Origin of the sequence: Laedolimicola intestinihominis (genome assembly GCF_040096155.1) — a bacterium.
Taxonomy (GTDB): Bacteria; Bacillota; Clostridia; order Lachnospirales; family Lachnospiraceae; genus Laedolimicola; species Laedolimicola intestinihominis.
In genome coordinates this window covers 169,812-188,548 of the sequence record NZ_JBBMFE010000001.1, presented here as the reverse complement: position 1 = coordinate 188,548, position 18,737 = coordinate 169,812, and the positions used below count along the sequence as shown (strand labels likewise).

Annotated in this window: 16 protein-coding genes; 3 read left to right on the top strand and 13 right to left on the bottom strand. The window is 51.3% G+C overall.

Annotated elements, in window-relative coordinates:
* Positions 1–10: 10 nt before the first annotated feature.
* Together WMO29_RS00760 and WMO29_RS00755 are read right to left on the bottom strand one after the other, a co-directional pair.
* Positions 11–919 (bottom strand): radical SAM protein, encoded by a 909-nt coding sequence (locus WMO29_RS00760; RefSeq protein WP_349163346.1) that lies wholly within the window; start codon positions 917–919, stop codon positions 11–13.
* Between the two features lie 56 nt (positions 920–975).
* On the bottom strand, positions 976–2,229 hold the full coding sequence (locus WMO29_RS00755) for a hemolysin family protein (protein WP_349163345.1): 1,254 nt from the start codon (positions 2,227–2,229) through the stop codon (positions 976–978).
* A gap of 249 nt (positions 2,230–2,478) precedes the next feature.
* On the opposite strand from WMO29_RS00755, the gene WMO29_RS00750 reads away from it, so the two are divergent.
* Positions 2,479–2,754, top strand: coding sequence for a DUF1294 domain-containing protein (locus WMO29_RS00750; protein ID WP_349163344.1), 276 nt, complete (start codon positions 2,479–2,481; stop codon positions 2,752–2,754).
* A gap of 59 nt (positions 2,755–2,813) precedes the next feature.
* On the opposite strand, the gene WMO29_RS00745 is transcribed toward WMO29_RS00750, so the two are convergent.
* The 5 genes from WMO29_RS00745 to WMO29_RS00725 form a co-directional block, all read right to left on the bottom strand.
* A complete protein-coding gene (locus tag WMO29_RS00745) occupies positions 2,814–3,962 on the bottom strand; it encodes a M20 family metallopeptidase (protein ID WP_349163343.1) in 1,149 nt (382 codons plus the stop codon).
* 90 nt (positions 3,963–4,052) lie between these two features.
* On the bottom strand, positions 4,053–4,532 hold the full coding sequence (locus WMO29_RS00740; RefSeq protein ID WP_349163342.1) for a hypothetical protein: 480 nt from the start codon (positions 4,530–4,532) through the stop codon (positions 4,053–4,055).
* A gap of 1 nt (position 4,533) precedes the next feature.
* Entirely contained in the window at positions 4,534–5,382 is an 849-nt protein-coding gene (locus WMO29_RS00735; protein ID WP_262670702.1) for a DUF3100 domain-containing protein, read from the bottom strand.
* Positions 5,383–5,611: 229 nt separating this feature from the next.
* Entirely contained in the window at positions 5,612–6,835 is a 1,224-nt protein-coding gene (locus WMO29_RS00730) for a PucR family transcriptional regulator (protein ID WP_349163341.1), read from the bottom strand.
* An 81-nt stretch (positions 6,836–6,916) separates the two neighbouring features.
* On the bottom strand, positions 6,917–7,555 hold the full coding sequence (locus WMO29_RS00725) for a Crp/Fnr family transcriptional regulator (protein WP_349163340.1): 639 nt from the start codon (positions 7,553–7,555) through the stop codon (positions 6,917–6,919).
* Positions 7,556–7,816: 261 nt separating this feature from the next.
* On the opposite strand from WMO29_RS00725, the gene WMO29_RS00720 reads away from it, so the two are divergent.
* Positions 7,817–9,607 carry a flavin reductase gene (locus WMO29_RS00720; RefSeq protein WP_349163339.1) on the top strand — a complete coding sequence of 597 codons (1,791 nt, stop codon included), beginning with the start codon at positions 7,817–7,819 and terminating at the stop codon, positions 9,605–9,607.
* A gap of 115 nt (positions 9,608–9,722) precedes the next feature.
* Here WMO29_RS00720 and metA read toward each other — a convergent pair whose 3' ends face one another.
* The 6 genes from metA to WMO29_RS00690 all read right to left on the bottom strand — a co-directional run bounded on the left by metA (position 9,723) and on the right by WMO29_RS00690 (position 17,601).
* On the bottom strand, positions 9,723–10,640 hold the full coding sequence (gene metA, locus WMO29_RS00715; RefSeq protein ID WP_178039083.1) for a homoserine O-acetyltransferase MetA: 918 nt from the start codon (positions 10,638–10,640) through the stop codon (positions 9,723–9,725).
* 178 nt (positions 10,641–10,818) lie between these two features.
* Positions 10,819–13,527 carry a formate dehydrogenase subunit alpha gene (gene fdhF, locus WMO29_RS00710; protein ID WP_349163338.1) on the bottom strand — a complete coding sequence of 903 codons (2,709 nt, stop codon included), beginning with the start codon at positions 13,525–13,527 and terminating at the stop codon, positions 10,819–10,821.
* 43 nt (positions 13,528–13,570) lie between these two features.
* On the bottom strand, positions 13,571–15,448 hold the full coding sequence (locus tag WMO29_RS00705) for an NADH-ubiquinone oxidoreductase-F iron-sulfur binding region domain-containing protein (RefSeq protein WP_349163337.1): 1,878 nt from the start codon (positions 15,446–15,448) through the stop codon (positions 13,571–13,573).
* Positions 15,435–15,926 carry an NAD(P)H-dependent oxidoreductase subunit E gene (locus WMO29_RS00700; protein ID WP_178039961.1) on the bottom strand — a complete coding sequence of 164 codons (492 nt, stop codon included), beginning with the start codon at positions 15,924–15,926 and terminating at the stop codon, positions 15,435–15,437. Before WMO29_RS00700 ends, WMO29_RS00705 begins: the two co-directional genes overlap by 14 nt.
* Positions 15,927–16,091: 165 nt before the next feature.
* Positions 16,092–16,691, bottom strand: a complete 600-nt coding sequence (mobA, locus tag WMO29_RS00695; RefSeq protein WP_349163336.1) for a molybdenum cofactor guanylyltransferase — start codon at positions 16,689–16,691, stop codon at positions 16,092–16,094.
* Positions 16,678–17,601, bottom strand: a complete 924-nt coding sequence (locus tag WMO29_RS00690; protein ID WP_349163335.1) for a molybdenum cofactor synthesis domain-containing protein — start codon at positions 17,599–17,601, stop codon at positions 16,678–16,680. Before WMO29_RS00690 ends, mobA begins: the two co-directional genes overlap by 14 nt.
* Positions 17,602–17,839: 238 nt before the next feature.
* On the opposite strand from WMO29_RS00690, the gene fdhD reads away from it, so the two are divergent.
* Complete coding sequence (fdhD, locus tag WMO29_RS00685; RefSeq protein WP_349163334.1) at positions 17,840–18,718, top strand: formate dehydrogenase accessory sulfurtransferase FdhD; 879 nt, start codon at positions 17,840–17,842, stop codon at positions 18,716–18,718.
* The last annotated feature ends 19 nt before the right edge of the window (positions 18,719–18,737 follow it).

Below are 18,737 nucleotides of genomic sequence, written 5' to 3'. Positions count from 1 at the left end.
TTGTTACATTTTATACGGGCTTCTCCGGCAGGACGCCCTCGCAATCGAAAGCTGGAATGAAGCTTTCCTTCGCAGTTTCCCCCTCCTGGATGAAGGCATTTTCCACGCCCAGGGACAGGGTGTAATCGAGCAGCCGCCCGTATTCCCGCTTCGTCACGCGGCGGTTGATTTCCGGCCATCGCTCCAGACCGGGCAAGGGAGTATACTGGTTCATCAGGCTTAAGTACACTGTATCCCCATAGGCCTCGTAGACATATTGTACTACCCCTTTCGCGTTTTTCAAATGATTCGGCAAAAGAAGGTGACGAACGATGACTCCCTTTTTCATCATGCCAGCTTCGTCGAATACCGGTTCTCCGATCTGGCGCACCATTTCCTGAAGAGCCGCCTTCGCCACCTCCGGGTAATCGGGCGCATGGGAGTAGCGCTCCGCCGCCTCCACATCCATATATTTGAAATCCGTCAGATAGATATCTACCACGCCCTCCAACAGCTTCAGGGTATCAACCTTCTCATAACCGCTGCAATTGTATACAAGTGGGATCGTCAGGCCGCTCTTTCGTGCCATTTCCACCGCGCGGATGATCTGCGGCGTGTAATGGGTGGGCGTCACCAGATTGATATTGGCCGCGCCCTTGCCCGCAAGCTCCAGGAAAATCTCGGCCAGCCGCTCTTCGGTGATGTCGATTCCCCGCTCTGCCCCGGCGATATCCCGGTTCTGGCAGTAGACACAGCGCAAAGGGCAGCCGCTGAAGAAGACCGCGCCAGATCCGGCGTCGCCGGAGATGCAGGGCTCCTCCCACATATGCAGCGCCGCCCGGGCGCATTTGATGGTTTTTCCGGTCACGCCGCAAAAACCGCGCCGACCGTTTTCACGATCGGCGCGGCAGTCGCGGGGACATATTGTGCAGTTAGACATATTTACTCACTTTGTTCGCAGCGTGGCTGTGAACATTTTCCTTCCCCGTACTTATTTTATTTCTCCTCGGAAGTCTCTTCGTCTTCCACTACTGTCTGTTTCACTCGAATCTCGTCCACATGATGATTATCCACCTTGGTTACCTCGATTTCCAGCCCCTTGTAAGTCAGCTGGTCACCCTGCTCCGGTACCCGGCCAAACTGCTCCATAACCCAGCCGCTGACAGATACCATCTCAGACTCGTCATTCAGCTTAAAATACTCCGCGAATTCCTCAAAATCCATGGAAGCGTCGACCAGATAGGTATCCGGCGCAATCCGGCGCAGCAGCACCTCCGCCTCCTCATGCTCGTCCCAGATCTCGCCTACCAGCTCCTCCAGGATATCCTCCATGGTGACAATGCCACAGGTTCCGCCGTATTCGTCCACGACCACCGCCACATGGGTCTTGGCCTTCTGCTGCTTCTTCAGAATCATCCGGATAGGCTCGCTCTCCAGAACATAGATAGCCGGGGAAATGATATCCTTCACTTCCTTTTCCGTAATTCCACGCCCCACATAGAAATCCTTCCGGTGGATGGTTCCCAGAATATCGTCGATGGTATCCCGGTAAATCAGCAGACGGGAGAACTTGGTCTCGGTGAACATCTCCGCAATTTCGTCCTTGGTGGCTGTGATCGGCAGAGCCGCCAGATCCGTCCGGTGAATCAGAATATCCCGGGCCTCCTGATCGGAAAACTCAATGGCATTTCTCAGAAGTCCGCCCTCGTCCTCATCGATGGTTCCGTCCTCCTGTACCTCATTTACCAGGGTCAGCAGCTCCTCCTGGGACATCTTGGCGCTGGGCTCCAGATGAAAAATCTTCGTCAGCAGCTTCTGCCAGCCCACAAACAGAATGTTCAGCGGCAGGAAAATCCAAATCAGGAACTGCACGACAGGTGCCGATAACATGGCCAGCTGCTCCGGACAGTTATTGGCGATACTCTTCGGGGATATCTCGCCGAAAATCAGTACTACAATGGTCACCACAATGGTAGAAAGCGTCGCGCCCATATCGCCGAACTTCAGGGTGAACAGCACGGTTCCCACAGAGGCCATGGCAATATTTACAATGTTATTGCCTATCAGAATTGTGGAAATCAATCTGCTATACTGCTCGTCCAGCTTGCAGACCAGCGCCGCGTTCTTATTGCCCTTCTCTGCCAGCGTCTTCAGCTTCGTGGTGTTCATGGCCGAGAAGGCCGTCTCCGTAGCGGAAAAAAAGCTCGACAGTATCAGACAGACTACCATAATGGTAAGGTATGTACCCATAATAAAATATAATTCTCCTTTTTTGTATACACTTCTAAAATATGCACGAGTGCTTAATGATAATATTATATGAAACCCTTTTGTTCTTGTCAACCGGAACCAGCGGAAATGGAGGATTCTTTACAGATTCTTTATAATTGTATCTACTTTCTCTTCCTTCAGGCTGTGTTGTCTTCCGTCCATGACTTGACGAAACTCTGGAAATCCCGTATTCTAAATTCATCAAAATGTACTTTTCAGGAGGCTCTTATGCAATTATCCACACCTGTTATCCTTTACCTGCTCCTTATCAACCTCTTTGCCTTCGCCCTGATGGGCATCGACAAGGAAAAAGCCCGCCGTCACAAATGGCGGATTCCTGAGAAAACCCTGTTTCTCTCTGCTCTTTTGGGCGGCAGCGTCGGCGCCATCGCCGGTATGCAGCTCTTCCGTCACAAAACGAAGCACTGGTATTTTGTAATCGGAATGCCGGCTATCCTGGTTTTGCAGGCGGCAGGATATTTTTTCCTGAGCCATCGGTTTTAAGATTTCAAAAAAGCAGCGCACCCATTTCACAGGACGCGCTGCTTTTTTATTGGATTGGATTATTCGTTATACTCGTTAAATACGTCTAACGCACTCATTGCCAACAGCTTTACAGCCTGATGTAAGGTACGCTTTCCTTCTTCTCCGCCTGCTGCCTCAGCAAATTCCTTGGTATGCGTTCCCACATTCTCTTTCAGTCTTACATAGAACTGAATGGTCGGAATCTCATGAGATACGTTTCCTACGTCTGTAGAACCGATACCCTGGGTCAGATCACGCTCGATGTAATCCTCGCCGATGAACTCCATGTTCTTACGTACATAGTCAACCATTCTCTTATCGTTGCGGATATCCTTGATAACCTCATCTAACTGCTGTACTTCAACCTCTGTTCTGGTAGCGATTGCCGCACCCTTTGCGCAGTCCTTAATGATGTCAACCAGCTCCATCATGTACTCATACTCCAGAGCACGGATGTTAAATACAGCCTTTGCCTCTGCAGTTACGGTATTGTGCGCGGTACCACCCTCGGTGATGATTCCATGTACACGGCTGTAATCCTTGAAATGCAGTCTCATCATATCAACTGCGTGGAACATCAGCTGTACGCCGCTCAGAGCATTTGCTGCCTTCCACGGGAATGCTGCTGCATGTGCAGGTCTTCCCTTGAAGGTGAACTCCAGAGTAACTGCTGCGAAGGAAATATCATCCGGCATGGACGCCTCGGTCGGATGCATCAGAAGCGCTGTGTCGATTCCCTTAAATACGCCGTGACGAACCATGATAGCTTTTCCGCTTCCCTTTTCCTCAGCCGGTGTACCTAATACCTTTAACACGCCGCCAATACCATGTTTTTCCATAACCTCTTTTAATACGATGCCGGCTCCTGCCGCAGAGGTTCCGATGATGTTATGGCCACAGCCATGTCCGATTTCCGGAAGACAGTCATACTCTCCCATCAGGGCTACGGTCTTGCCCGGCTTTCCGGTATCATATACTGCCTCGAAAGAGGTGGGCAGTTCAGAAATTCCACGTTTTACTTCAAATCCATTGCTTTCCAGAAGCTTACAGAGTGCCTCCTGAGCCTTGTATTCCTTGAACGCCAGCTCCGGGTTCTCAAAAATATAGCTGCTTACCTTCTCAAACTCTCCCTGTCTTGCATCTGCAAGTGTACTGATTTCCTGTTTTAATGTCTCTAATGTTTCCATATGCTTCTCTCCATTTCATTTAAATTTTATGATAACAGGAAATCCCCACAGGATTTCCTGTTACTGTTCAAAATTTCATAAAATGTTATATTAAATCAGTCCCTTTGCAGCCAGAATAATATTGGAAATTGCTGCGGAACCAAAATAGGTAGACGCCATAACTACGAAGGAAATAATTACAATCTTCCAGCTCAGCTTCTTGAATACTTCCAGCTGCTCTCCTACCGCGATTCCTGCGAAGCTCAGCAGCGGAATTCCCACCAGACCGAAGCTGTATGCGCTCATCAGCTCAACGATCGTATCGGAAAGCGGGGAGATCGGCAGTGTTAAAAAAAATGCTACCAGGGTAGCCCACGCAAATCCCGGAAGATTCGGTTTCTTTACCACGTTCTTCAGAACGATTGCGATTGCAACCATGATAAAGCTTACTACAGTTGACTTCAGCAGACCCGGAAGCGGACTTCCCATAGAAACCATATGAATCACAATGACGATTCCATAAATAACAACAATAATTTTAATCTGCTCTAAAATAGTTTCAAGCAGTGATTTTTCCTTTGCAGCTTCCATTTTATACCTCTCCCTCCGGTGCTTTCTTAAATACTCTCTGTCTAAAGCGCTCGATACCCGGATTTATGCGCTTATAATACCAGTTAGCCAGCGGTAATGCCACGAACATCTCAACATACACACCTGTTACAGCAGTCAGAAGTCCACTGGTTGCTGAATATGCGAGAATCTGCTCAGAGTACATAGCCGGGGCAGCACTGGTAAGAGCTGCGGTAGCTGCGTTCATCATGGACGCACTTCCCATTCCGGACGCCATAGCCAGTGCGAAGGGGTGAAATCCCAGAAGCAGGCCGACGGGTGCCAGGAAAGAGTAGAATAAGGTTCCGAATACACTTCCGCTGATGTAGGTTCCCAGAGTTCCCATACCTTCTCTGGACTCCAGACCGTACTTATCTCCGATAATTCCCAGCGCGGTATCACGACACAGGGAGAAGGTTCCACCAACCGCACTTCTTCCCAGTCCAATCAGCAGACCTAAGGGCAGCGCAATCAGCATAGTTGCCAGGTTACCCAACTCCTGCAGCAGCAGAGCCGGACCTGCCTGAAGCACGATTCCGACCTTCGGTCCTGCACTGATACCGAACATGATACCCAGGGGGTATAAGGTCAGGGACAGTAAGTAGGGTGCACGGCTAATCTCAGCGTGGCCGATAACTTTCTTGAGCGGCGGGATTACTTTTCCCAGAAGTGAGGGGGATAATAAAATTCCCATAATGATAACCCAAATCATGGTCAGGATCTTTACATCGACTCCCATCACCTTGAATTGCAACGGTCCAATCAGCTCCGCAATAATGCAAAGGATAAGCGTTACAATCATACAATTTACAGTACCCGTTCTCTGTTTCACATCTTTTTCCTCCGTTTCAGTAAAATAATCTTCCGAAACCTCCAGTACTGTGGGATCCAGGTTTCCGAAAGATCATTCAGCTCTTGCTATTTTTAGTATAGCACTGCCTCCTTTTCATGTCGACGCTCCCTGCGCACCATAAAACCCCTGTTTTTTATGCACCATGCACAACGATTCTCACTTGCAAATGATAATCTATACATTTCGACGGAGTTTTTTCATCTGCCCTTTATTTCATAAATTTCATAATCCGGAGCGCAAACGCAAGCTCCAGGATGCTGTTTGGATCAGACAAGTCATAGCCTGTCTGATTTTCAATCTTCTTAATCCGGTATATCAGCGTATTCCGATGTAAATGCAGCGCGTTTGCCGTCACATTCCTGGCTCCCAGATTGTTGACCAGAGCCTCCAGCGTCTCCAGAAGCTCTCTCTCATTCTCCTGATCGTATTCAATAAACGCATTCAGCTTTTCTTCCACAAATTCCCGACACATATCCTGCTTGCTGATTTTTTTCAAAATTTTCCAGAAACCGGCGTCTTCGATACAGAGCACCCTGGACTCCAGGTTCTGACATACGGCGATTTCCACCGCGTCCCTTGCGTCCTGATAGGCCTGTCCGAATCTTTTATAAGTATCCTCCGTCCTCGACACGCCTATGGTCGCCATATATCCTGTTTTTTCACAAATCTCCCTCTGTATGGCTTCAAAATAATCAGCCCCGATCTCCTTATCCCCGGTCCGCTTCAGGATACATTGAAAGGTGCCGTTGTTTGACAGGACAACCACCTGCTCTCCGGTAAAGGCCTCCCTTATCAGATTTTCTATCCTTTCAATCCGCTCCTGGGCTTCCTCCTCCCGAAGCTCATGCAGCTTCTGCTTGATCCGATCAACTTCGATATAAATAATCTGATAAGGCGGCACGGGCCACCTCTGTTCCTTGATCCTGTAATTTTCTTCTTCGTCGTGGGCAATATTGCCGGTCAGAAGATCCACAAATAACCGCTGATCCATTTCCCGCTGATTATATCGTTTAATCCTGGACTGCATGGAATCCATCAGACTATTCTGGGACTTGATAAGCGCCTCCATTACAAGATAATTCATCTCTATAAAAGGTAAATCCTCCGGCCACAGAATCAGCGGAAACTGCAATTCATCCGCCACCTTAATGGCTGCTTCCAGGGAACAGCCGATGTATTTATATTTTGTCGCCAGGGCTGCCGCCTTGGCGTCGTACAAATCTCGGATTAACTGGATAATTTCTTCCTCTGAATTGCTATAGGTATATCCGGTCGTAATATAGAAGACATTCGGTCGCATCCACGCTTTCATATCCGGTATTTCCATACAGTCAACAAAACGGACTACACGGTCAAGCCCGCCCTTTCCGGCTGCCAGTGAGCATCCCTTCATCTCAGCCAGCTCCAATATTTCCCTTACTTTTAAGGACACTTTCTACCTTCCCCCTCCAGACGTCATTTAATACTATATTATAACACAAATTTTACATTTTGGGTATGGTTTCCATTCTTTTTACCATTTCAGACAGACCGTCCGCCCATCTTTTTCCAGTATTCCCTCATTCTCCAGGCTCTTCATTTCTCTCGTCATGGCGCTTCGGTCCACGCTGAGATACTGGGCCAGCTCCGTATAGGACATGGGAATCCGGATCTTCCGGCTGTGCAGCTCCTCAGAAAGACTTTCCAGATAGGCCAGAAGCTTCTTCCGAGTAGTGGTTCTGGAGAGGACGTAGATCCGCTGCACCTGCTGCCTGGACTGCAGGGCAATCATCTGGAGCAGGTTGCTGACCAGCTGGCTGTGGTGCCAGCAGGCGTTTTCACAGCGCTTGATCACATGGGCGTAGTCGATGAACATGACCCGCGTCTCTTCCTCAGCCTGCACGTAATAATTCCGGGAATCTACAGGAAGCAGAAAGGGCTCGCCGAACACTGCGTCCTTTTTCAGTTCATCAATCATATACTGATTTCCCTCTTCATCGCAGTAATACAGGACAGCCCGGCCGGAAAGAATCAAGCCAATTTTATTCATGGTGTTGGAATATGCAAATATGATTTCGTGGTTATGGAAGCTTACCTCCCTGGCCTGGAAACAGACGCGCATTCTTTCCTGCTCTTCGGGTAAAATATCTGTAAATAATGTAACTTGTGACATACTGTCCTCTCCTTCTATCTATGCCCTTTGGATACACTTGTTTCACTTTGTATGACATCTGGGAGTGTCTCGTAGCCTTCAGGATTGCCTTGGTCGTTCATCACTCCTACAGATATATTTCTTTCCACACATTATATCATATTTTTTCTTACCAAATTCACTTTATGTGACTTTTGCAACAGATTTATTTTCCAGGTTCTGTTATTATTTTAACAAGCAAAGAACAGAAACACATCTACCGGAAAACAGGAGGAACGAACTATGAAAGTGACCGATACCATCAAATATGTAGGCGTAAACGACCACCAGGTGGATCTTTTCGAAGGCCAGTACAAGGTGCCAAACGGCATGTCCTATAATTCTTACGTGATTCTGGACGAGAAAATCGCGGTGATGGACACCGTGGACGCTAATTTCACCCATCAGTGGCTCGACAATATCCAGCAGGTACTGGAGAACCGGAAGCCGGATTATCTGATCGTCCAGCACATGGAGCCGGACCACGCAGCCAATATTGCCAATTTTCTGAAGGCCTATCCCGACACCACCGTGGTGGCTACCGCGAAAGCATTTAACATGATCGACAACTTCTTCGAGCTGAAGCTAGAGGGACAGAAAATCGAGATGGGCAATGGCGGCACCCTGTCCCTGGGCTATCATCAGCTGACCTTCGTGTTCGCGCCCATGGTACACTGGCCGGAGGTTATGGTGACCTATGACAGCACCGAAAAAGTTCTCTTCTCCGCCGACGGCTTCGGCAAATTCGGCGCTCTGGACGTGGATGAGCCCTGGGACGATGAGGCCAGAAGATACTTCATCGGCATCGTCGGCAAATACGGTGTACAGGTGCAGAACCTTCTGAAGGTGGCAGCCACTCTGGATATCCAGACCATCTGTCCCTTACATGGCCCGGTTCTGAATGAAAATCTGGGACATTACATCGGCCTCTACGACACCTGGTCCTCCTACACCCCGGAGGAAGACGGCATCGTCATCGCTTACACTTCCATATACGGCCATACGAAAGCAGCCGTTTCTCTGCTCGCTGATGAGCTTCGCAGCAAGGGCTGCCCGAAGGTCGTGGTCTACGATCTGGCCAGAGACGACATGTCCCGGGCCCTCAGCGACGCTTTCCGCTACTCCAAGCTGATCCTGGCCACCACCACCTATAACGCCAGCATCTATCCGTTCATGCACGATTATATTACACGCCTGGTGGAGCACAATTTCCAGAACCGTACCGTAGGTCTCATCGAAAATGGTACCTGGGCGCCGCTGGCTGCCAAAATCATGAAGGAAATGCTGGGCAAATGCAAGAAAATCAACTGGCTCAAGAACTCCGTCCATATCTGGTCCGCGGTCAAGTCTGAAAACCGCAAACAGATCGAGGCCATGACCGACGAGCTCTGCAAGGAATACATTGCCAAGGATAACTCCCTGGCCAATAAGAACGATATGTCCGCCCTCTTCCGCATCGGCTACGGCCTCTATGTGGTCACCTCCAACGACGGCAAGAAGGATAACGGCCTCATCGTCAATACCGTGACCCAGTTGACTGACAACCCCTTCCGCGTGGCTGTGAATATCAATAAGGCCAACTATTCCCACCATGTCATTCAGCAGACCGGCGTCCTGAACGTAAACTGCCTGTCCGTGGACGCGCCCTTCTCCGTATTCCAGCAGTTTGGCTTCCAGTCCGGAAGAACCGTGGACAAATTTGCAGGCGTGAAAATCAACCGTTCCGGAAATGGACTCGTATTTCTGGATCAGTATATCAACGCATTTATGTCTCTGAAGGTAGAGCAGTATGTGGACCTGGGCACCCACGGCATGTTCATCTGCAGCGTGACCGAAGCCCGCGTCATCAGCGACCGGGAGACCATGTCCTACAACTACTATCAGCAGAACGTCAAGCCGAAGCCCCAGACCGAAGGCAAGAAAGGCTTTGTCTGCAAGATTTGCGGCTACATCTACGAGGGCGACGAGCTCCCCGAGGATATCATCTGCCCGCTGTGCAAGCACGGAGCTGTAGACTTTGAGCCGATACAGTAAATGATTTTCCTATAACTGATTTCCAGTAAATAAAAGGGCAGCCGCGCAATCATCTGGCAGTGATGATTGCGCGGCTGTCGCTTTTCATAGTCTCTTATTTTATTTTCCGTGCCTTCTACTCCTCATCATCCCACACGTAAGGCGTATTCTGATATACATAGTAATTGATCCAGTTTGTATACAGTGTATTCGCATGGGCTCTCCACATGAGCAGCGGACGGTTGTCGCTATTGTCGTCAGGGAAATAGTTCTTCGGCACCTGGATGTCCAGACCTTTATTCTTATCTCTGACATATTCCTTCTCCAGGGTTAGACGGTCGTACTCGGGATGACCGAATACAAAAATCTTGCGGCCTTCCTCCGCCATGGCGATGAAAACGCCGGCCTCATCAGATTCGGCCAGAATAGTCAGATCACTGCAGGCACGGATTTCTTCCGCGTCCACGGTGGTATGACGGGAATGGGGGGCGTAAAACTCATCGTCAAAGCCTCTGATCAACGGCTCTTTACGGTTCTCCACCTTGTGGCGGTAGAGTCCGAACAGCTTCTGGGGCAACAGACGCTTCTTCAGGCCATAGAAATGATACATGGCTGCCTGTGCTCCCCAGCAGATAAAGAAGGTGGATGTAACATGGGCGTCGGCCCAGTCCATAATCTCGACCAGCTCATTCCAGTAATCTACTTCTTCAAATTCCATCTGCTCCACCGGCGCGCCGGTGATAATCAAGCCGTCGAAACGGCGCTTTTTCACCTCGCAGAATGGCTCATAGAACTTGTTAATGTGGCTCTGGGCTGTATTCTTGGATTCATGGCTGCTGACTGTGATAAAGGTAATATCCAGCTGCAGCGGTGTATTGGACAGAGAACGCAGGATCTGAAGCTCTGTGTCCTCTTTAAGCGGCATCAGATTCAGGATGCCTATCTTCAGCGGACGGATATTCTGATTGAGCGCCCGCGTCTCATCCATAACGAAAATATTTTCCTGCTCCAAAATTGCCCTAACCGGCAAATCACTCTGTACTTTAATCGGCATAACTTTTTCTCTCCTCTGCCTGCGCAAATTATCGCGCACTGCGGCGCTGTATATAACTATAGCATAAATGCGGCGTATTTGAAAGCAGGAAATCTATTTCTTCCGCAATTTTCCTGACCAAAAACGGGCCGGGCAGCTTCCGCCACCCGGCCCGTCTCTGATGCATTTCTATAACACTTTATGCTTTCTCAATCTTAATTGCGCAGACCTTGTACTCGGGGATTCTCGCGTACTTATCGAGAGCCGCGTTGGTCAGCCAGTTTGCGTTGCCATCCGGGAAGTGGAAGGGCATCCAGCTCTCGCCCGGAGAGGTCTTGGTTCCCACACGGGCGGTGGATTCGATGCTGCCTCGTCTGGAGGATACGCGCACCTTGTCGCCGTTCCTGATCCCCAGTTTTTCCGCGTCCACGATATTCATTTCAATGAAGGAATGTCCTTCAATCTCCATGAGCTCCGGAGTCTTGCCGGTCATGGCACGGGTGGTGTAATGATACAGGATACGTCCGGTCATCAGGATAATCGGATATTCCTCATCCGGAAGCTCTGCGGAAGGCACATATTCAGCCGGGTAGAACCAGCCAAGGCCTCTCGAAAACTTGCCCACATGCATAATCGGGGTGCCCGGGTGCTCCTTGGTCGGGCAGGGCCACTGTAAGCCTTTGCCGCCCACCTCTTCGCTGTCCAGGCGGGCATGGCTGATGCCGCCGAAGCTGGGTGTCACGGAAGCGATTTCGTCCATAATCTCTGCGGAGGTCAGGTGAGGCTGCGGATAACCCATACGGTTCATCAGGTCGATGATAATATCTGTATCCAGACGCATCTCGCCCGGTACTGTGATGGCCTTACGGACTCTCTGTACACGGCGCTCCGTATTGGTGAAGGTTCCTTCCTTCTCCAGGTAGCTGACGCCCGGCAGAATGACGTCTGCATACTGGGCGGTCTCTGTCATAAAGAGCTCCTGCAATACGAAGAAATCCAGACTCTTCAGGGCTTTGATGATATGGGAGGTATCCGGGTCGGTCACCACAGGATCCTCGCCGTAAATATACAGGCCGCGGATCTCCTTGGTGATCGCCTTGGGGAATACGTCGGTTGCGTGGGTTCCCACATTGTGGTTCAGCGGAACGCCCCAGGCCTTCTCAAACTTCTCTACCACGCCGGTCGCGGCAACCTTCTGGTAGCCCGGGAAATCTGTAGGGGAAGCACCCATGTCACAGGCTCCCTGTACGTTGTTCTGTCCACGGAGCGGGTTCACGCCGCAGCCCGGACGACCCAGCTTGCCGACTAACATAGCCATGTTGGACATGGACATAACGCCCTCGGTACCGGTGGAATGCTCGGTAACGCCCAGACAATAGATAATCGGCGCGCGGTCAGCCTTCGCGTACATGATGGCTGCTTTTCTCAAATCATCCGGATCGATGTGACAGATTTCTGCCACCTTCTCCGGTGTATATTCCTTTACGATCTCTTTGATCTTCTCATAGCCCTCGGTACGCTCTGCGATAAATTTGTCATCCTGCAGGCCTTCCTCAATGATCACATGCATGATGCCGTTCGCAAAGGCTACGTTGGTACCCGGCTTTAACTTCAGATGGATGTCTGCTTTCTTCGCCAGTCCGATATCTCTGGGATCTACGACGATAAGCTTACAGCCTCTCTTCACTGCCTGACGGATCTGCATGCCGACTACCGGATGGGCTTCCTCCGGGTTGGAGCCTACCAGCATGATGACGTCCGCATTCTTGGTGATATCCTCGATGGGGTTTGTCATGGCACCGGATCCCAGGGTCATATACAGACCTGCTACGGACGCTGAGTGGCAGACGCGGGCACAGTTATCGGTATTGTTGGTACCGAAGCAGGTACGAACCATCTTCTGTACCATATAAATGTCCTCGTTGGGGGATCTGGAGCAGGCAAAACCAGCCAGGGAATCCGGGCCGTACTGCTTCTTGATCTCCATGAACTTGGAAGCTACCAGGTCCAGAGCCTCATCCCAGGTGGCGCGCTCGAACTCGCCGGTCTCATGGTTCTTGATCAACGGGTACTTGATACGCTCGGGAGACTGGGCGAAGTCAAAGCTGCCGCTGCGTCCCTTGACGCAGAGCAGTCCCTTATTGGAAGGACCATTGTAGCCTTCGGTATCTACGACCTTGCCATCCTTCACCAGTACGTAATACTGGCAGCCGGTCGCGCAGTGGGGACAGGTTGTCAGAACCTTCTTCTCCACCTGATACGGACGGTATTTCTTTCTCCGCTTCATGGTCAGAGCGCCTGTCGGACATGCCTGTACGCAGTTACCGCAGGACTCGCAGATGCCCTCATTCCAGGTATTCTTATAGTGAGCGCCGATAACAGACTGGAAACCACGGTTCATAGTGTCGATGGCTCCGCGTCCCACGATCTCCTTACAGGTATTTACACATCTGTGGCATAAGATACACAGGCTCGGATCGTAGGTAAAGAACTTATTCGTGTCATCAATGGGTGCGTTGTTCATCTCGCCCGGGAAGCTGGTCTTCTCTACGCCGTACTCGAAGCAGTAATCCTGCAGCTTGCAGTCGCCGTTGGCTTCGCAGGAAAAGCAGTGTACCCGATGATCGGACAGTAAGAGATCCAGGGTCTCTTTTCTGTATTTTACAACCTTCTCAGACATGGTCTGTACTTCATCGCCCTCGGAGCAGCGTAAGGTACAGGCGGTATCAAACTTTGTTCTGCCATTGTTGGTTACTTCCACGACGCAGAGTCGGCAGGAACCGTCGGGCAGTACATTTTCCAGATAACAAAGGGTCGGAATCTTTACGCCTATCTGCTTGGCGGCCTGCAGAATCGTGGTACCCTTTTCCACTTCTACAGGGATTCCATCTATCGTCAAATGAATCATATCCATCCTCCTTTTATTACTGTTCACTACGTTCACAGTAATACTATTTCAAAATGACCGCATCAAAGGCACAGTTCTCCAGACAGGTTCCGCACTTGATACACTTGGAATTATCAATGACATGAGGCGCTTTCCGCTCGCCGGTAATGGCGTTCACCGGACAGTTGCGGGCACACTTGGTACAACCCTTACACTTGTCAGGATCAATCTCGTATACACGCATGGATTTACATACGTGGGCCGCGCACTTCTTGTCTACGATGTGCTCGATATACTCGTCCCGGAAGTTCTGAATGGTACTTAAGACCGGAAGCGGCGCACTCTTTCCCAGACCGCACAGAGACCGGTCTTTTACGAAGTGTCCCAGGTCTTCCAGCTTCTCCAGATCTTCCATCTCGCCCTTACCATCTACAATCTTTTCCAGCAGCTCCAGCATACGCTTGGTTCCGATACGGCAGGGACCGCATTTTCCGCAGGACTCTCTCTGGGTGAAGCCCATAAAGAACCGGGCAACCTCTACCATACAGGTATTCTCATCCATAACAACCAGTCCGCCGGATCCCACGATAGCGCCGTATTTCTTCACCGAATCGAAATCCAGAGGCACATCCAGATGCTTCTCGGTCAGACAGCCGCCGGAAGGCCCGCCGATCTGAACTGCCTTGAAGGCTGCGCCGGATTTCAGTCCGCCGCCGATATCAAAGATAATCTCACGAAGGGTTGTTCCCATCGGCACCTCGATAAGACCGGTATTCTCGATGCTGCCGGTCAGGGAGAAGGTCTTGGTTCCCGGGCTTCCTTCTGTACCGATGCTGCGATACCACTCATGGCCCTTCAGCACAATCTCCGGAACGTTCGCATAGGTCTCTACGTTATTCAGAACGGTAGGCTTCGCCCACAGGCCCTGTTCTACGGTACGGGGCGGTTTTACACGGGGCATGCCGCGGCTTCCCTCGATGGAAGCTGTCAGGGCTGAACCCTCGCCGCATACGAAAGCGCCCGCTCCCTTATTAATGTGCATATGGAAATTGAAGCCGGTGCCGAGAATATTCTCGCCTAAGAGTCCATTTTCCTCCAGTACGGCAATGGCATGCTTCAGTCTCGCTACGGAGTTCGGATACTCGGCACGCACGTAGATGTAACCGTTCTCAGCACGCACCGCGTAAGCTGCCAGCATCATACCCTCGATCAGACGGTAGGGATCACCCTCCATAACGGATCCGTCCATGAATGCTCCCGGGTCGCCCTCGTCGCCGTTACATACCACATAGTGAACCGGGTCGGCCTGACGGGCCACCTGAATCCACTTCTTACCTGCCGGGAAGCCGCCGCCACCACGGCCACGCAGTCCGGACTGATCCACTTCCTCAATGACCTGATCCGGCGTCATCTCGAACATGGCCTTCTGAAGTGCCGCAAAACCGCCGCTGGCTATGTATTCTCTTAAGGATTCTGCATCGAACTTACCGCAGTTCTTCAGTACGATACGGGTCTGCTTCGCGATGAACGGAATGTCGTCCGGCCCTTTGCAGACCTTGCCGCCCTTCTGGTACAGCAGACGTTCCACCACTTCATTGCCCAGAACGCTCTTTTCAAAAATCTCGGCACAGTCATCCAGCTGTACCTTCACATACTGAACCACATCCTGCCCCTTCTGGATCCGGACCAGGGGGCCCAGCTCGCAGACGCCCTGACAGCCGGTCTTCTTCACGCCCAGATGTTCCTTCTCATCGTGGGGAGCGAACTCCAGGGTCACGCCCGGCGCATCCCTGGTAATCTCCAGGAATTTCTCATAAATTTTATTGGAACCGGTGGCGATACAGCCTGTACCGGAACAGACAAGAATCCGGCAGTCGTAGGAATTAAGCTCTTTCACCGCTTCCTCGTGAAGCTGCTGTAACTGTTCTTTATTCTGGATCAATTCCGGCACCTCCTCTTAACTGGTCAATCACTGCTGCCGCCTTTTCCGGCGTCATACAGGGATACACTTCTTCATTTACCATCATGGTGGGAGCAAGTCCGCAGGCACCCAGGCAGGACACGGTCTCTACGGTGAACATCATATCGTCCGTGGTCTTCTTGGTCTTGCTTAAGCCCAGCTTCTCATACAGGGCCTCCAGTACCGGCATAGATTTCCGCACATGACAGGCTGTTCCGTCACATACCTTGATAACATACTTTCCCTTTGCGTCGAAGGAAAAGTTCTCATAGAACGTCGCCACGCTGAAAGCCTTGGCCTCCGTCACCCCGATCTTGTCTGCCACATAACTCAGCAGCTCTCCGGGCAGATAACGGTAAGCTCCCTGAATCTCCTGCATAATCGGAATCAGTGAAGCCGGCTTTCTGCCGTACTGATCCATGATCTCATCCGCTTTTGCGTAATAGGACTGATCAAGCATACTATATTTACCCTCCTTACATTAGTTTCACCCAACTACAAAACAGCTGTAACCGTTCTGATAATACACTAACAGTATACAGCCATTTTTGTATAAAATCAACAATTATCTCCGTTATTTTTTTGTCATTTTTGTGCAATCGTCCTGTTTTCTAAAACATATCGGTTACTTATCACTAACTTTTTGCACAATCCTTCGATGATAATCCTCCGGGCGGTTGATATTGGCAAAGCTCTCCTCCGGCGCGGTGCTTTCACAGATATCGTAGCCGATCCGGTTCAGGAACGCGAAAACCGAGCCCTTGCGCTCCCGGATCTCTGCCAGCATTTCATCTGCCAGATCCCGGTCGTAGACGCCTGCCAGGGGCTCTTCCTTTCCCCTGTGCCTGAGAATCACCGCCTTTTTCTGCTTTTCCCGGCTTTGGATCACCAGTCTTTCCAGCTCCTCTGCCGGAACCAGCGGTATGTCTACGCCCAGCACCAGCACCTGCTCCTCCCTGGCCCGCCGGAAGCAGCTTTCAAGACCGCCCAGAGGCCCTTTTCCCGGAAACCGGTCCGGCGTTACCGGAACGCTGCAGGCTGCCCCGTGATAGCCGGACACCTGGATATCTGTGATTCCAAGCGCCCTGCCCTTTTCAATCTGCCACTCCAGAAAGGTACTTTTTTCTATCTTCAGATCGCATTTGTCGCTTCCCATGCGGCTGCTCCTTCCCCCGGCCAGCACCACCATAGAAACGCCCGCTCCCGGACGCTTATTTTCTGGCACAGTTGGCAGCCTCTCCGGTCAGGATCTCCAGACCGTGCTGAAGAGAGGGCAGAATGTAGCCCAAAGACTCCTTCACTGCCTTGGGGCTGCCCGGCAGGTTGATGATGAGCGTGTTCTTCCGGATACAGGCCGCCGCCCGGCTCAGCATGGCTCTGGGGGTGATAGTCATGCTGTAGGCCCGCATGGCTTCGGGAATACCCGGCACCATCCGCTCCGCGATATCCATGGTAGCCTCCGGCATACAGTCCCGGGGTGAAAAGCCCGTGCCGCCGGTGGTCAGAAGCAATTCCGCCACATACTCATCTGCGATGCGCGCCATCTCTTTGGACAGCATCTCCCGGTCGTCCGGCAGGAGAATCGTATGAACCACCTCGTATCCATTTTCTTCCAGCATCGCTTGGATAGCCGGGCCGCTTATATCCTCCCGTTCTCCTGCATAGCCGGAATCACTGGAGGTCAGAACCGCTGCACGCATGGGTCGCTTCACCACGTTTATCTCGTCCCCTTCGGAAATGACGCCGCCCTTCAATACTTTTGTGAAAATGCCTTCTCTCGGCATAATACAGTCGCCCATAATCTTGTAGATCTCGCAGCCGCTGTGGCACTGCTTCCCGATCTGGGTTACCTCCAGAAGCACGTCGCCGCACTGCAGTCTCGTGCCCACGGGCAGGTGCTTTAAGTCGATGCCCCGGACGATGAGGTTCTCCCCGAAGGCGCCCTCGTCCACCGGCGCTCCTTTTGCCTTGAAGTCCTCGATCTTTTCATAGGATAACAGGCTCACCTGGCGGTGCCATTTGCCTGCGTGGGCGTCGTTTTCGATACCCCAGTCCTCGATAAGCTTCGCGGAATGCACGTTTTTCTTCTGCGTTCCCTTCTTCTCGCTGATATTTACTGCCATGATCCTGCCCATGCTATCGTTCCTCCCTTATTCTGCCATCTGCTTTTTCCAAAGCGGACAGCCACCAAATTCTCTGTCTTCTATGGTACCTGATCTTGGCCCGCAGATCAACACTTGTTACAAATTAGACAATTTATTTTTTTGATTTTCTGGTAGTTTTTCACAATCACAGGTTTGACACGCCCTAAGTCCCCATGTATAATGGAAACGGGGCAAAAAAAGCCCACATCATTCAGGAGTACAACATCCCATGTATATCAATGAATTATACGACAAGCTTCCGCTTCTTTCCGCGGAAACCTATACCTATATCAGCCGGGACGGCGACTGTCATACCGAATCCGAACCGGTTCTCACAGAGCATATTCTGGACGTCTATCTCAACGATCGACTGACCATGAAGCTGGTCTGTATTCCCCAGTATCTGACTGAGCTGGTGCTGGGCCGCCTTCTGACCGAGGGAATCCTGGAGGACGCTTCCGATGTAGAACAGATCTATATCTGTGAACACGGGCTGCGGGCACGGGTGATACTGCGTGGAAATAAGGGTGAAAACGAGACGCTGCAAGCCACCGTAGCCGACAGCCATCCGCAGGCAGGACGTGTTGCTTTGGATGGCGGCGCTTCTCGGGAGCCCTTCACAGAGCTTACGCCCTCCTGCTGCACCGGGAATCACATTTTAAACGATTATTTTCTGACCGGGAAGCCGGTAAAGCCGGTGACTCCCATTTCCTGGAAGGCAGAGCAGGTCTTTGACCTGGCCGACCGCTTCCACGCGGGTATGCCCCTCCACGGACAGACCTGGGCCACCCACAGCTGTTTTCTGGCAAAGGACGGCCAGCTTCTGTTCCAATGCGAGGATATCGGCCGGCACAATGCCCTGGATAAAGCCATTGGCTATGCCCTGCGTCACGGGATTCCTCTTTCCCGGTGCATGGTCTATTCCAGCGGCCGGATTCCCACGGACATGGCCATGAAAGCCATCCAGGCCGGGATCCCCATTCTCGCAAGCAAGGCTTCGCCCACGGCGGAGGCCATCGCGCTGGCGAAAGAATACGGGCTTACGCTGGTCTGCGCGGCAAGGCGTGATCGGATGAAGCTGTTCGCCGGAACGAAGCCGGAAGTCTGAGAAGCAGGTCATCTTCTTT